Here is a 13,689-nt window from a genome sequence, read left to right on the forward strand (position 1 = left end):
GACCTCCCTGCCGTGTGCGCCCGGACGCACCCGTTCGTGTGGCGAACCGCGACGCCTCATGATTATTGCGTGAGCACACTCCCGCAACACCCGTCCGAAGGGACAGAACGCGAACGGGTCTCGCTGGTCGTCGCCCGGGTGGCCCGGGCGCTTGCCGCGGCCGGTGTCGAGGCGCCCCGGGCGGAGGCCGAGCAGTTGGCCGCGTACGTGTTGGAGGTGCCGCGCGGGCGGCTGGCGCTGGCCGACGGGTTCACCGCGACCCAGCGCGACCGCCTGGACGCGCTGGTCGACCGGCGGGCGGCCCGGGAGCCGTTGCAGCACCTCACCGGCGTGGCCGGCTTCCGGCACCTGGAGCTGGCGGTCGGCCCGGGGGTGTTCGTGCCGCGGCCGGAGACCGAGCTGCTGGCCGGCTGGGGGATCGACGCGGCCCGGCGGCTCGCCGCGCCGCTCGTGGTCGATTTGTGCAGCGGCTCCGGTGCGATCGCGCTCGCGGTCGCGCAGGAGGTGCCGTCGGCGCGGGTGGTGGCCGTGGAACGGTCCCCGGCCGCGCTGGCCTGGCTGCGGCGCAACGCCGCCGGGCGGGTGGCCGCGGGGGACCGGCCGGTCGAGGTGGTGGCCGCCGACGTCACCGGCCCGGAGCTGCTGGCCGACCTGGCCGGCCGGGTCGACGTGCTGCTCTGCAACCCGCCGTACGTGCCGCGGTCGGTGGCGGTGCCGCCGGAGGTGGCCGGGCACGACCCGGACGAGGCGGTGTTCGGCGGCGCGGACGGTCTGGACGTGATCCGGCCGGTGGTGGCCCGGGCGGCGGCGCTGCTGCGCCCGGGTGGGCTGATCGGCGTGGAGCACGACGACACGCACGCGGCGGCGGTGCCGGCCCTGCTGGACCGAGACGGCCGGTACGAGAGCGTGGCGGAGCACCGGGACCTCGCCGGGCGGCCCCGGTGGGCGACCGCGTCCCGGCGGGCGGACGGCACCCACGCCGACGGGGGCGCGGCGTGGCAGACTGACTCCTCGTGATGCTCTACGACTGTCGGTCGCCCGCCGACCGGGACCGCGGCATCGCCGCTGCCATCGAGGCCGTCAAGAACGGCGAACTCGTCGTCCTGCCGACCGACACGGTCTACGGCGTCGGGGCGGACGCCTTCACGCCGTACGCGGTGAAGGCCCTGGCGGACACCAAGGGTGGCACACGGCAGGCGCCCCCGGTGCTGATCGGCTCCCGGCACACCCTCGACGGCCTGGTCTTCTCGCTGCCGGGCGCGGCACGTGACCTGGTCGAGGCGTTCTGGCCGGGCGCGTTGACCATCGTGGTGGAGCATTCGCCGAGCCTGGCGTGGGACCTGGGCGACACCAGCGGCACGGTGGCGGTGCGGATGCCGCTGCACCCGGTCGCGCTCGAGGTGCTGCGGGAGACCGGGCCGATGGCGGTGGCCTCGGCCAACAAGGTCGGCCAGCCCGCCGCGCTCACCGCCGAGGAGGCCCGGGACCAGCTCGGCTACGGCGTGCGGGCCTATCTGGAGGCGGGGCCGGCGGTCGACCCGGTGCCAAGCACCATCGTCGACCTGACCGGCGAGGTGCCGCGGGTGCTGCGCCAGGGCGCGGTCACGCTGGCGAAGCTGCGTGACGTGGTGCCGGACATTCTCGACGAGCGGGGGGCCTGAGTGCCGCCGTTCACCGTTCTGCACGTCTGCATGGGCAACATCTGCCGGTCGCCGATGGCCGAGCGGCTGCTGCTGCTCGCCGTCCGGGAGCGGCTGGCCCGGCTCGACGTCGATCCGGCCGACTCGGACGCGCTCGTGCACAGCCACAGCGCCGGCACCGGCGGGTGGCACGCCGGTGAGGAGATGAACCCGCCGGCCGCGCGGCAGGTGATCGCGCGGGGCGGTGACGTCGCCGGGTTCGCCGCGCGCCGGTTGCGCTCGGACCTGATCGACGGCGCCGATCTGGTCCTCACCGCGACGGCCGACCAGCAGGAGTACGTGGTGGCGCTGCGGCCGGACGCGGCCGGACGCACGTTCGTGCTCGGTGAGTTCGGCCGGCTGCTGGGTGCGCTGGACCGGTCCGCGCTGCCGTCGGCGGCGCCCACGCCGGACGCTGTGCACGCCCGGGGCGTCGCGCTCGTGGCGGCGGCCGACGCGGCCCGGGAGGGCGCCGCCCTGCCCACCGATGATCTCGACGATCCGTGGGGCCGGGGCGATCAGTGTTTCAGCCGGGTGGCCGACGAGATCGAGGAGACGGTCCAGCCGCTGGCCGCCGCGCTGCTGCCCTGACGGCCCGAGAATTCATCCTTTCTCGCGAACTTCCTGCGCCTTTCGCCGAACACGGCGGCGAAAACGGCGAATCCGGCCATTCTGAACGGGTCCGTACGGCCGGCTCCTGCGGGGAGAGCTGATGAACCGGGCCCATCTCGACAAGCTGTTCACCGTCCTGCTCGCCGGCGTGCTCGCCGGACTGGCCCTGGCCGCCGCCGCGCTGCCGGCCGCGCTGGTCTTCGGGCTGGGCGTGCAGAACCTGATGCCGTACACCGAGTTGCCGGAGGCGCTGCGGGCGCCGCAGCCGGCGCAGCGCTCCAACCTCTACGCCAACGACGGCCACACGCTCATCACCTCGTTCTACGTCGAGGACCGGGTGGACGTGCCGGTCGGCGAGGTGGCGCCGGTGATGCGGGACGCCATCGTGGCCGCCGAGGACGTGCGCTTCTACGAGCACCACGGCGTCGACGTGCGGGGCGTGGTGCGGGCGTTGACGGCCAACCGCAAGGAGGGCACCCGGCAGGGCGCCTCCACGCTGACCATGCAGTACGTGCGCAACGCGCTCGCCGGTGATCCCCGGCTGACCGAGCGGGAGCGGGCCGCGGCCACCGAGATCACCGCCGGCCGCAAGATCCGCGAGATGCGGTACGCGCTGACGCTGGAACGGCAGGTCGGCAAGGACGAGATCCTCGGGCGCTACCTGAACATCGCGTACTTCGGCGCCGGCGCGTACGGCATCGCCGCCGCCAGCAAGCGTTACTTCTCCACCACCCCGGACCGGCTGACGCTGGCTCAGGCCGCCCTGCTCGCCGGCCTGGTGCGGGCGCCGGACCACGACGACCCGATCAACGGCGACGCCGACGCGGCGCTGGACCGCCGGGCGTACGTGCTGGACCGGATGGCGGAGACCGGCCGGGTGAGCGCCGCGGACGCGGCGGCGGCCAAGGGCTCACCGCTGGCTCTGAACGCGAGCGCCACCCCGAACGACTGCGCCGCGGTGCCTGCCGGCCACAACGACTGGGGCTTCTTCTGCGACTGGTTCACCAAGTGGTGGAACGCCCAGCCGGCGTTCGGGCAGACCGCGGACGAGCGACAGCGCACGCTGCGCCGGGGCGGCTGGTCGATCGTCTCCTCGCTCGACCCGGACGTGCAGGCCAAGGCGAGCGAGCAGGTGCGGGAGATCTATCCGGAGACGACCCAGCGGGCCGCCCCGACGGCGGTGGTGCAGCCGGGCACCGGCCGGGTGCTGGCCATGGCGGTGAACCGCGGCTTCGGCACCGCCGCGAACCCGGCCGGGCAGCAGAACTACCCGAACACGGTGAACCAACTCGTGGCCGGGGGCGGTGACATCGTCGGCTACCAGGCCGGCTCCACGTTCAAGCTGTTCGCCCTGCTGGCCGCGCTGGAGGCCGGGCTGCCGCTGGACACCGAGTTCGACGCGCCCCGGGTCTACGTCACCAAGTACCCGATCGACGGCGGCCCGGCCAGCTGCGGGGGCCGGTGGTGCCCGGCGAACGCGAACACGGCCTGGATGGACGGCGACCGGGACATGTGGGACGCGTTCGGCCGTTCGGTGAACACCTACTTCGCCTGGCTGACCGAGCGGGTCGGCGCGGACCGGGTGGTCGAGATGGCCGAGCGGCTCGGTATCGAGTTCCGCGCGCCGCAGGACGCCCGGATGGCCCGCGACGGAGCGGCGAGCTGGGGGCCGTTCACCCTCGGGGTCTCCGCCACCACGCCGTTGGACCTGGCCAACGCGTACGCCACGGTGGCCGCCGAGGGCATCTGGTGCCGGCCCACCCCGGTGACCTCGATCACCGACGCGAGCGGCCGGCGGGTGGCCACCGGCGACACCGACTGCCGGCAGGTGCTGGACACCGAGGTGGCCCGCGCGGCGGCCGACGCCAGCCGCTGCCCGGTGGGCGACCAGTCGATGTACCGGCGGTGCGCCGGTGGCACGGCCGAGGAACTGGCGCCGGGCCTGCGCCGGCCGTTGGCCGGCAAGACCGGCAGCTCGGAGCGGAACGCCACGGAGACCGTGGTCGCGTTCACCCCGCAGCTCGCCGTGGCGACAATCGCGGCGAACCCGGACGACCCGCGGGACGCGGTCGGCGGCGGCGTGCAGAAGCGGCAGATCGCCGCCGTGGGCCGCATCCTCGCCTGGGCGCTGCGCGACCAGCCGGTCCGGGACTTCGTCCCGCCGAGCGAGTCCGTCGCCTTCCAGCGCACCAGCCCCCGCACCAACAACTGAGGTGATTGGCGGGGCCCCCTCCTATCGCCTGGGCGATAACAGGGGCCCCCGCCTAACCGGTGGGGTGCTCGGCGCCGCGGGCGATGTTGCGGGCCATGCCGCCGAAGACGACGGCGTGGAACGGGGCGACCGAGGCCCAGTAGAGATGGCCGGGCAGGCCCTGCGGAAGGAAGACGGCGCGCTGGACGTAGCGGCTGTGCCCGTCGTCGGTCGGCTCGGCCCGCATCTCCAGCCAGGCCCGGCCGGGCAGCCGCATCTCGGCGCGCAACCGCAGCAGCTCACCGGGGACGATCTCCTCGACCCGCCAGAAGTCGAGCGCCTCGCCGACCTGGAGCCGGTGCGGGTCGCGTCGGCCGCGGCGCAGCCCGACGCCGCCGACCAGCCGGTCCAGCCACCCGCGCACCGACCAGGCCAGGGGGAACGAATACCAGCCGTGCTCGCCACCGACGCCCTCGATGACCCGCCACAACGCGGCCGGCGGCGCGCTCACGGCCTGTTCCCGCAGGTCGGTGTAGGCGGTGCCGCCGGACCAGTCCGGGTCCGACGGCAGCGGGTCGGCCGGCGCGTCCGGGCCGCTCGCGTTCGACCAGCGCGTCTCCACCTGGGCGTCGCGCACCTTGGCCAACGCCAGGCCGACCGCCTGGTCGAAGCCGGTCAGCCCGTCCGGCGGGTCGGGCACCCAGCGGGCGATGTCGTGTTCGTGCGCGACCGCCTCGTGCACCAGGCTCTCCACCAGCGGCCGGGCGATCTTGTTGGGCACCGGGGTGATCAGGCCGACCCAGTGCGAGGAGAGGCCGGGGGTGAGCGGGCGCACCGGCAGGATGAGCCGTGGCCGCAGCCCGGCCACCCGGGCGTAGCGCTGCATCATCTGCGCGAACGTCAGCACGTCCGGGCCGGCGATGTCGAACCCGCGGTTCACCTCGGCCGGCAGGTGCGCGGCGCCGGCCAGGTAGCGCAGCACGTCGCGGACCGCGATCGGCTGGATCCGGTTGCGTACCCAACGCGGGGTGACCATCGCCGGCAGCCGCTCGGTCAGGTGGCGCAGCATCTCGAACGAGGCCGAGCCGGACCCGATGATCACCGCGGCGCGCAGCACGGCGGTCGGCACGCCGCTGTCGAGCAGGATCCGGGCCACCTCCGCCCGGGAGCGCAGGTGCGCCGAGGGCAATCCCTCCCGTTCCGCCGGCTCCGGCCCACCGAGGTAGACGATCCGGCGTACGCCCGCGGCGCGCGCCGCCTCGGCGAAGTTGGTCGCCGCCGCCCGGTCGGCCGCCTCGAAGTCGCGCTGCCCCAGCGAGTGGACCAGGTAGTAGGCGACCTCCACGCCCTCGAACGCTCCCGGCAGCGTCTCCGGCCGGCGCAGGTCGCCCTCGACGATCTCGGCGTCGGCGGCCCAGGGCACGTCGCGCAGCCGCCCGGCCGTGCGGGCCAGGCAGCGCACGGTGTGCCCGTCGGCCAGCAGCCGGGGCGCGAGGCGTCCGCCGATGTAGCCGGTGGCGCCGGTGACGAGGCATCTCACGGCCTCCAGTGTGCGGCTCCGTAGACTCCTTCGCTGTGGAGAACGCGAGGGAGCTGCAAATGATCACGGTGTTCCCGGCGTACCCCCGTGGCTGAGCCGGCGGCGCGCGCGGCGGAGGCGACCGCGGACCGCGGCTGGCGGCTGCGCCATCTGCCCGTGCTGCTGGCCGCGGTGGCGGTCATGGCGGCGGTGGCGGCGGTGGCCGGCGGGGTGTGGCGCGGCGCGGACGGCGCGCTCGGCGCGGCGGCCGGGGTGGCCGTCACGGCGGCCAGCTACACGCTCACCACCGTGGTGCTGGCCTGGGCCGACGCCCGGGATCCGCAGCTCGTGCTGCCGTTCGGGCTGGGCCTCTACATCGCGAAGATGACCGCGCTCGGCGGGGTGATGGTGCTCGTCGCCTCGACCGGTTGGCCGGGGCTGATCCCGTTCTGCCTGGGCATCGCGGCGGGCGTGGTGGTGTGGACCGGGGCGCACATCTGGTGGCTGGCCACCGTCCACGCGCGACGGACGGCGGGCTGACGCGTCTCCTTTTTCGGGCGACGCGCCGACGTGTCCGCGATCGGTCATTCTCTCAGTGGCGGGGGAGGAGTACCGTGCCTCCAGACGACTTCGCCCGCCCGTGTCCCACACAACCAGGTTGTGCGGGGGGTGAGGCACAACCTCTTCTGCTCGACTGATATCGTTCGCCCCGTCATGGCCGGTGACCAGAAACCCCCCAACACTGGCGGCCCGGGCGACGTTCCGTCCGGTGCCGGTCAGGGTTGGACCGCGCTCTCATACCTCATCGGGGGCATGCTCGTCTGGGGTTTCATCGGCTGGCTGGTCGACCGTTGGCTCGATACCGGCGGCGTCGCCACCGGCATCGGGGTCGTGCTCGGCATGGCCGGGGGCATCATCCTGGTCGTCCGCCGGCTGGGCACGCCTACTTAGGAAGGGACGCGGTGTTCGGACAGGCGAACGTCCTGGCTCAGGGCCAGGCGGAATTCCCGCCGAAGGTGGGGGACTTCTACCTGCCCAGCATCCTGCCCTGGGGTGCGGAGAACTCGTACTGGTTCACCAAGATCACGGCGATGGTGTGGGTCGCCGTCGGCATCTTGATCATTTTCTTCCTGGTCAGCTACCGGAACCCGCAGCTGGTCCCCACCAAGAAGCAGTGGTTCGCCGAGTCGATCTACGGCTTCGTGCGCAACAACATCGCGGTGGACATGATCGGGCACGCGGGGGTGCGGTTCGCTCCCTACTTCACCACGCTCTTCTGCTTCATCCTGCTGACGAACTTCTTCGCGATCGTGCCGTTCTTCCAGATCTCGCCGAACTCGCACATCGCGTTCCCGGCCTTCCTCGCCGTGATCAGCTACGTGATGTTCAACTACGTCGGCATCCGGCACCACGGCTTCGCGAAGTACTTCAAGAACTCTCTGGTCCCGCCGGCGCCGTGGTACATCCTGCCGCTGCTGATCCCGATCGAGTTCTTCTCGACCTTCCTGGTCCGGCCCTTCTCGCTCGCGGTCCGTCTCTTCGCCAACATGTTCGCCGGCCACATGCTCCTGCTGGTCTTCACGCTCGGCGGATTCGCGATGATCAGCGCCAACGTCTGGCTCGCGCCGGTGTCGGTGCTGTCCTGGGTGATGACGATCGCGCTGACCTTCCTCGAGTTCCTGGTGATCTGTCTGCAGGCGTACGTCTTCACGGTGCTGACCGCCAGCTACGTGCAGGGCGCCCTCGCCGACGAGCACTGATCCGATCTTTCGCACCAACCGTTGTCGTCCCGCGTGACCGTCACGTGTGATAACCAGGAGGAACCGTAATGAGCATCCTTGCCGAGGTAACGGGCAGCACCGCTGCCATCGGTTACGGCCTGGCCGCCATCGGCCCGGGCATCGGCGTGGGCCTGGTCTTCTCGGCCTACATCCAGTCGACCGCCCGCCAGCCGGAGTCGTCCCGGATGACCCTCCCCTACGTCTGGATCGGCTTCGCCGTCATCGAGGCGCTGGCACTGCTGGGCATCGCCTTCGGCTTCATCTGGGCCGGCTGACCCAATCCCTGATGACCGGGAGGTCTTCCATGTTCTTCCTCGCCGCTGAGGGTGGTGAGACGACCCACAACCCGATCATCCCTGTCTGGCAGGAGATCGTGGTCGGCGGGATCGCCTTCATCGTGCTCTGCATCGTGCTGATGAAGTTCGTCTTCCCGCGCATGGAGCAGACGTTCCAGGCCCGGGTCGACGCGATCGAGGGCGGCATCAAGCGCGCCGAGGCCGCGCAGGCCGAGGCCAACCAGCTGCTCGAGCAATATCGGGCCCAGCTCGCCGAGGCGCGTACCGACGCCGCCCGGATCCGGGACGACGCGCGGGCCGACGCCGAGGGCATCCGCCAGGACATCCTCGCCAAGGCACGCGAGGAGTCCGACCGGGTCATCGCCGCCGGCAAGGAGCAGCTCCAGGCCGAGCGGGCCACCATCGTGCGCGAGCTGCGCACCGAGATGGGCACCATCGCGGTGGACCTGGCCAGCAAGATCGTCGGTGAGTCGCTCGCCGACGAGGCGCGTCGCAAGGGCACCGTCGACCGGTTCCTGAACGGTCTCGAGAGCACGGGGGCCCGCTGATGCAGGCCGCCAGCCGGGAGTCGTACTCCGCCGGGGTCGAGCGCCTCGACGCGTACGTCCGCGGCGCGGAGCCGTCGGCGGTGGCCTCCACCGCCGACGACATCCTCTCCGTCGCCGACCTGCTGCGGCGCGAGCCGCGGCTGCGCCGGGCGCTCTCCGACCCGGCGCGCTCGGGGGCGGACCGGTCCGCGCTGCTCACCGGGATCCTGAGCGGCAAGGTCGGCGCGGACGCGCTCGACCTGCTCGCGTCGCTTGTCTCCGGCCGCTGGTCGGCCCCGTCGGAGTTGCTCGACGGCGTCGAGCGGCTCGGCGTGGAGGCGCTCCTGGCGAGCGCCGACTCGGCCGGTGAGCTGGGCGAGGTCGAGGACGAGCTGTTCCGCTTCGGGCAGGTCGTCTCCGGCTCCGCCGAGCTGTCGAACACGCTCTCCGACCCGATGGCCCCGGCCGAACGGCGGGCCGGCCTCACCGGCCAGTTGCTCGACGGCAAGGCCCGCCCGGTCACCGTCCGCCTCGTCGAGGCCGCGCTCGCCGGCTTCGGGGGACGCTCCTTCACCGGTGCGCTCACCCGGCTGGTCGAGCTGGCCGCCGACCGGCGGGACCGCCAGGTCGCGTACGTGACCGTGGCGGCTCCGCTCACCGACGAGGAGGAGCGACGCCTCGGTGCCCGCCTCACCGAGATGTACGGTCGGGAGGTGTCCGTCAAGCAGACGGTCGACCCCGACGTGCTCGGCGGGGTGCGCGTACGGGTCGGTTCCGACCTGTACGACGGCACCGTCCTGCGCCGCCTCAACGAGACCCGCAACGCGCTCGCAAAGCGCTGACCAGCGTCTTAGCAGCCCTGATTCGACGCCATCGGACCGGTCGGTACTAGGTATCCCCGGGCCCCTGAACTTTAAGGAAGCAGAGGATGGCCGAGCTGACCATCTCGACGGAGGAGATCCGCGGCGCCCTGGAGCGCTACGTCTCCTCCTACACGGCCGACGTCTCCCGTGAGGAGGTCGGCACCGTCGCCGATGCCGGCGACGGCATCGCCCACGTCGAGGGTCTGCCCTCGACCATGACCAACGAGCTCCTGGAGTTCGAGGACGGCACGCTCGGCGTGGCCCTGAACCTCGACGTCCGGGAGATCGGTGTCGTCGTCCTCGGTGACTTCGGCGGAATCGAAGAGGGCCAGCGCGTCAAGCGCACCGGCCGGGTGCTCTCCGTGCCGGTCGGGGACGCGTTCCTCGGCCGCGTGGTGAACGCGCTCGGCGAGCCGATCGACGCCATCGGCGACATCGCCAACGAGGGCTACCGCGAGCTGGAGCTCCAGGCCCCGAACGTGATGGCCCGGCAGTCGGTCTCCGAGCCGCTGCAGACCGGCATCAAGGCCGTCGACGCGATGACCCCGATCGGCCGCGGCCAGCGCCAGCTGATCATCGGCGACCGGAAGACCGGCAAGACCACGGTCGCGCTCGACGCCATCCTCAACCAGCGGGACAACTGGCGCTCCGGCGACCCGACGAAGCAGGTCCGCTGCATCTACGTCGCGATCGGCCAGAAGGCCTCCACCATCGCCTCCATCAAGGGGACGCTTGAGGAGGCCGGCGCGATGGAATACACCACCATCGTCGCCTCCCCGGCCTCCGACCCGGCCGGCTTCAAGTACCTCGCGCCCTACACCGGCTCGTCCATCGGGCAGCACTGGATGTACGGCGGCAAGCACGTCCTGATCGTCTTCGACGACCTGAGCAAGCAGGCCGAGGCGTACCGGGCCGTGTCGCTGCTGCTGCGCCGCCCGCCGGGCCGTGAGGCGTACCCGGGTGACGTCTTCTACCTGCACTCCCGGCTGCTGGAGCGCTGCGCGAAGCTCTCCGACGAGCTGGGCGGCGGCTCGATGACCGGCCTGCCGATCATCGAGACCAAGGCGAACGACATCTCGGCGTTCATCCCGACCAACGTCATCTCGATCACCGACGGTCAGATCTTCCTCGAGACCGACCTGTTCAACCAGGGCGTCCGGCCGGCGATCAACGTCGGCACCTCGGTCTCCCGGGTCGGTGGCGCCGCGCAGGTGAAGCCGATGAAGAAGGTCGCCGGCTCGCTGCGGCTGAACCTCGCCCAGTTCCGTGAGCTGGAGGCGTTCGCCGCCTTCGCCTCCGACCTGGACCGGGCCTCGCAGAACCAGCTCAACCGGGGCGCCCGGCTGGTCGAGCTGCTCAAGCAGCCGAACTACTCGCCGTACCCGGTGAACGAGCAGGTCGTCTCCGTGTGGGCCGGCACCGAGGGCAAGCTCGACGACGTCCCGGTCGGCGAGGTCCGCCGCTTCGAGTCGGAGTTCCTCCAGTACCTGCGGCACAAGCACGAGGGCGTGCTGGCCTCGATCGCGGACAACAAGTGGGGCGACGACATCACGTCCTCGCTGGACTCGGCCATCGCCGAGTTCAAGCAGGTCTTCCTGGGCAAGGAGGACGAGGTCCGGATCAACGAGGCCCCGGCCGAGGCGCTTGAGGGCGAGCAGAGCCGCGAGACGGTGACGCGCTTCCGCGACGGCAACACCGACCGCCCGGCCGAGAGCTGATCCGATGGCCGCCCAGGTACGCGTTCTCCGGCAGCGGATCCGCTCCGCCAAGGGGATGAAGAAGATCACCAAGGCGATGGAGCTCGTCGCGACGAGCCGCATCGCCAAGGCCCAGGCCAAGGTGGCGGCGTCGCTGCCGTACGCCGAGGCGATCACCGGCGTGCTGACGGCGCTGGCCTCGAACGCGCGGATCGACCACCCGCTGCTCACCTCGCGTGAGCGGGTGCGGCGGGCGGGCGTCCTGCTGGTCACCGCCGACCGCGGCCTGGCCGGCGGGTACAGCTCGAACGCGATCCGGACCGCCGAGTCGCTGATCGCCCGGCTGCGGGCCGACGGCAAGGAGCCGGTGCTCTACGTCATCGGCCGCAAGGGCGTGGCGTACTACCGGTTCCGCAGCCGGGAGATCGCCGGCAGCTGGACGGGCTTCTCCGAGCAGCCGTCGTTCGACGACGCCCGCGAGGTCGGTGACACGCTGATCAAGGCGTTCACCGCCGGCGCGGACGACACGGACGGTCACGCCGGCGCGGACGGGATCCTCGGGGTGGACGAGCTGCACATCGTCTACACCGAGTTCAAGTCCCTGATGACGCAGAACCCGGTCACCCGGATCATCGGGCCGATGGAGGTCGAGGACCGGCCGCGGTCCGAGGGTCTGCTGCCGGCGTACGAGTTCGAGCCGGAGCCGGAGTCGCTGCTCGACGCGCTGCTGCCGAAGTACATCAACACGCGGATCTACGCGGCGTTGCTGGAGTCGGCGGCGAGTGAGTCGGCCGCGCGTCGGCGGGCGATGAAGAGCGCCACCGACAACGCCGAAGAGATGATCGAGAAGTACACGCGCGAGATGAACTCGGCCCGTCAGGCCGGGATCACCCAGGAGATCAGTGAGATCGTCGGCGGCGCGAACGCGCTGGCCGCGTCGGGAAGTGAAGTGTGATGACTGTATCCGCAGTGGAGACCAAGACGGCCACGGGTCGCGTGGTCCGGGTCATCGGCCCGGTCGTCGACGCCGAGTTCCCGCGCGACAACATGCCGGAGCTGTTCAACGCCCTGCACGTCGACGTGACGCTCTCCGGCGGTGAGAAGACGCTGACCCTGGAGGTCGCCCAGCACCTGGGGGACAACCTGGTCCGCGCCATCTCGATGCAGCCGACCGACGGCCTGGTCCGTGGCGCCGACGTCCGGGACACCGGCGCGCCGATCAGCGTGCCGGTGGGCGACGCGGTGAAGGGCCACGTGTTCAACGCGATCGGCGAGTGCCTCAACCTCACCGAGGGCGAGACCATCAACGCCGACGACCGGTGGGGCATCCACCGCAAGGCCCCGGCCTTCGCGGACCTGGAGCCGAAGACCGAGATGCTGGAGACCGGCATCAAGGTCATCGACCTGCTCGCCCCGTACGTCAAGGGCGGCAAGATCGGCCTGTTCGGCGGCGCGGGCGTGGGCAAGACGGTGCTCATCCAGGAGATGATCACCCGGGTGGCACGGAACTTCGGTGGCACCTCGGTCTTCGCCGGCGTGGGTGAGCGCACCCGCGAGGGCAACGACCTCATCGCCGAGATGACCGAGTCCGGCGTCATCGACAAGACCGCGCTCGTCTACGGCCAGATGGACGAGCCGCCGGGCACCCGGCTGCGGGTGGCGCTCTCCGCGCTCACCATGGCGGAATACTTCCGCGACGTGAAGAAGCAGGAGGTGCTGCTCTTCATCGACAACATCTTCCGCTTCACCCAGGCTGGTTCCGAGGTCTCCACGCTGCTCGGCCGCATGCCGAGCGCCGTGGGTTACCAGCCGACCCTGGCCGACGAGATGGGCGAGCTCCAGGAGCGGATCACCTCCGTCCGGGGTCAGGCCATCACCTCGATGCAGGCGATCTACGTGCCCGCCGACGACTACACCGACCCGGCGCCGGCCACCACGTTCGCCCACCTCGACGCGACCACCAACCTGGAGCGGTCGATCTCCGACAAGGGCATCTACCCGGCGGTGGACCCGCTGGCGTCCTCGTCCCGGATCCTCGCCCCGGAGTTCGTCGGCGAGGACCACTTCGCCGTCGCCACCGAGGTGAAGCGGATCCTGCAGCGCTACAAGGACCTGCAGGACATCATCGCGATCCTCGGCATCGAGGAGCTCTCCGAGGAGGACAAGCTCACCGTCGGCCGCGCCCGCCGGATCGAGCGGTTCCTCTCGCAGAACACGTACGCGGCCGAGCAGTTCACCGGCGTCCCCGGCTCGACGGTCCCGATTTCGGAGACCATCGACGCCTTCCGCCGGATCAGCGAGGGGGAGTTCGACCACTTCCCGGAGCAGGCGTTCTTCATGTGCGGCGGCCTGGAGGACCTCAAGGCCAAGGCCGAGGAGCTGATGGGTGAGGAGGGCTGAGAGCCCGCTCACACCACGGAGGCCGCCCCGACATTTCGTCTGGGCGGCCTTCGCCTGTTCCAGGCCGTTCACCTACCCGAGGTCCGGATCGCGGGCGGGCGGTTCGCGGGAGGGCGCGGTACCG

13 protein-coding genes and 1 pseudogene are annotated in these 13,689 nt (G+C 71.7%); 13 read left to right on the forward strand and 1 reads right to left on the reverse strand.

Annotation, left to right across the window (positions count from 1 at the left end):
• Window positions 1–69: 69 nt before the first annotated feature.
• From prmC to O7602_RS04225, 4 genes and pseudogenes are all read left to right on the forward strand, one after another.
• Entirely contained in the window at window positions 70–1,017 is a 948-nt protein-coding gene (prmC, locus tag O7602_RS04210) for a peptide chain release factor N(5)-glutamine methyltransferase (RefSeq protein ID WP_281586912.1), read from the forward strand.
• A pseudogene (locus O7602_RS04215) lies at window positions 1,008–1,661 on the forward strand (L-threonylcarbamoyladenylate synthase); the annotation flags it as partial. The gene prmC and the pseudogene O7602_RS04215, both read left to right, overlap by 10 nt.
• The gene (locus tag O7602_RS04220) at window positions 1,662–2,270 is read left to right on the forward strand and encodes a phosphotyrosine protein phosphatase (RefSeq protein ID WP_281586913.1); all 609 of its coding nucleotides are present in this window, start codon (window positions 1,662–1,664) and stop codon (window positions 2,268–2,270) included.
• 121 nt (window positions 2,271–2,391) lie between these two features.
• On the forward strand, window positions 2,392–4,503 hold the full coding sequence (locus tag O7602_RS04225; protein WP_281586914.1) for a transglycosylase domain-containing protein: 2,112 nt from the start codon (window positions 2,392–2,394) through the stop codon (window positions 4,501–4,503).
• A 52-nt stretch (window positions 4,504–4,555) separates the two neighbouring features.
• On the opposite strand, the gene O7602_RS04230 is transcribed toward O7602_RS04225, so the two are convergent.
• Window positions 4,556–6,022 (reverse strand): SDR family oxidoreductase, encoded by a 1,467-nt coding sequence (locus O7602_RS04230; RefSeq protein WP_281586915.1) that lies wholly within the window; start codon window positions 6,020–6,022, stop codon window positions 4,556–4,558.
• A gap of 87 nt (window positions 6,023–6,109) precedes the next feature.
• Between O7602_RS04230 and O7602_RS04235 the strand changes: the two genes are divergently transcribed.
• From O7602_RS04235 to atpD, 9 genes are all read left to right on the forward strand, one after another.
• Window positions 6,110–6,541 carry a hypothetical protein gene (locus O7602_RS04235; protein WP_281586916.1) on the forward strand — a complete coding sequence of 144 codons (432 nt, stop codon included), beginning with the start codon at window positions 6,110–6,112 and terminating at the stop codon, window positions 6,539–6,541.
• Window positions 6,542–6,715: 174 nt separating this feature from the next.
• Window positions 6,716–6,952 carry an AtpZ/AtpI family protein gene (locus O7602_RS04240; protein WP_181570036.1) on the forward strand — a complete coding sequence of 79 codons (237 nt, stop codon included), beginning with the start codon at window positions 6,716–6,718 and terminating at the stop codon, window positions 6,950–6,952.
• Window positions 6,953–6,963: 11 nt separating this feature from the next.
• Window positions 6,964–7,761 (forward strand): F0F1 ATP synthase subunit A, encoded by a 798-nt coding sequence (gene atpB / locus O7602_RS04245; RefSeq protein WP_281586917.1) that lies wholly within the window; start codon window positions 6,964–6,966, stop codon window positions 7,759–7,761.
• Window positions 7,762–7,829: 68 nt separating this feature from the next.
• A complete protein-coding gene (locus O7602_RS04250; protein ID WP_091318740.1) occupies window positions 7,830–8,057 on the forward strand; it encodes a F0F1 ATP synthase subunit C in 228 nt (75 codons plus the stop codon).
• Window positions 8,058–8,086: 29 nt separating this feature from the next.
• Window positions 8,087–8,626, forward strand: coding sequence for a F0F1 ATP synthase subunit B (locus O7602_RS04255; protein WP_281590114.1), 540 nt, complete (start codon window positions 8,087–8,089; stop codon window positions 8,624–8,626).
• Window positions 8,626–9,447: a F0F1 ATP synthase subunit delta gene (locus tag O7602_RS04260; protein WP_281586918.1), complete on the forward strand. Its 822-nt coding sequence runs from the start codon at window positions 8,626–8,628 to the stop codon at window positions 9,445–9,447. Before O7602_RS04255 ends, O7602_RS04260 begins: the two co-directional genes overlap by 1 nt.
• A gap of 86 nt (window positions 9,448–9,533) precedes the next feature.
• Window positions 9,534–11,186 (forward strand): F0F1 ATP synthase subunit alpha, encoded by a 1,653-nt coding sequence (gene atpA / locus O7602_RS04265; RefSeq protein WP_281586919.1) that lies wholly within the window; start codon window positions 9,534–9,536, stop codon window positions 11,184–11,186.
• A 4-nt stretch (window positions 11,187–11,190) separates the two neighbouring features.
• The gene (locus tag O7602_RS04270; protein ID WP_281586920.1) at window positions 11,191–12,120 is read left to right on the forward strand and encodes a F0F1 ATP synthase subunit gamma; all 930 of its coding nucleotides are present in this window, start codon (window positions 11,191–11,193) and stop codon (window positions 12,118–12,120) included.
• Window positions 12,120–13,565, forward strand: coding sequence for a F0F1 ATP synthase subunit beta (gene atpD, locus O7602_RS04275; protein ID WP_281586921.1), 1,446 nt, complete (start codon window positions 12,120–12,122; stop codon window positions 13,563–13,565). The genes O7602_RS04270 and atpD overlap by 1 nt, the downstream gene beginning before the upstream one ends.
• The last annotated feature ends 124 nt before the right edge of the window (window positions 13,566–13,689 follow it).

This window comes from Micromonospora sp. WMMD1128, assembly GCF_027497235.1.
GTDB lineage: Bacteria > Actinomycetota > Actinomycetes > Mycobacteriales > Micromonosporaceae > Micromonospora.

Excerpts from the sequence above, each read along its gene's own strand:
- atpD (WP_281586921.1), top strand. The coding sequence starts at position 12,120 with ATGACTGTATCCGCAGTGGAGACCAAGACGGCCACGGGTCGCGTGGTC.
- O7602_RS04255 (WP_281590114.1), top strand. The coding sequence starts at position 8,087 with ATGTTCTTCCTCGCCGCTGAGGGTGGTGAGACGACCCACAACCCGATC.
- O7602_RS04225 (WP_281586914.1), top strand. The coding sequence starts at position 2,392 with ATGAACCGGGCCCATCTCGACAAGCTGTTCACCGTCCTGCTCGCCGGC.
- O7602_RS04250 (WP_091318740.1), top strand. The coding sequence starts at position 7,830 with ATGAGCATCCTTGCCGAGGTAACGGGCAGCACCGCTGCCATCGGTTAC.
- O7602_RS04270 (WP_281586920.1), top strand. The coding sequence starts at position 11,191 with ATGGCCGCCCAGGTACGCGTTCTCCGGCAGCGGATCCGCTCCGCCAAG.
- O7602_RS04240 (WP_181570036.1), top strand. The coding sequence starts at position 6,716 with ATGGCCGGTGACCAGAAACCCCCCAACACTGGCGGCCCGGGCGACGTT.
- atpA (WP_281586919.1), top strand. The coding sequence starts at position 9,534 with ATGGCCGAGCTGACCATCTCGACGGAGGAGATCCGCGGCGCCCTGGAG.
- O7602_RS04260 (WP_281586918.1), top strand. The coding sequence starts at position 8,626 with ATGCAGGCCGCCAGCCGGGAGTCGTACTCCGCCGGGGTCGAGCGCCTC.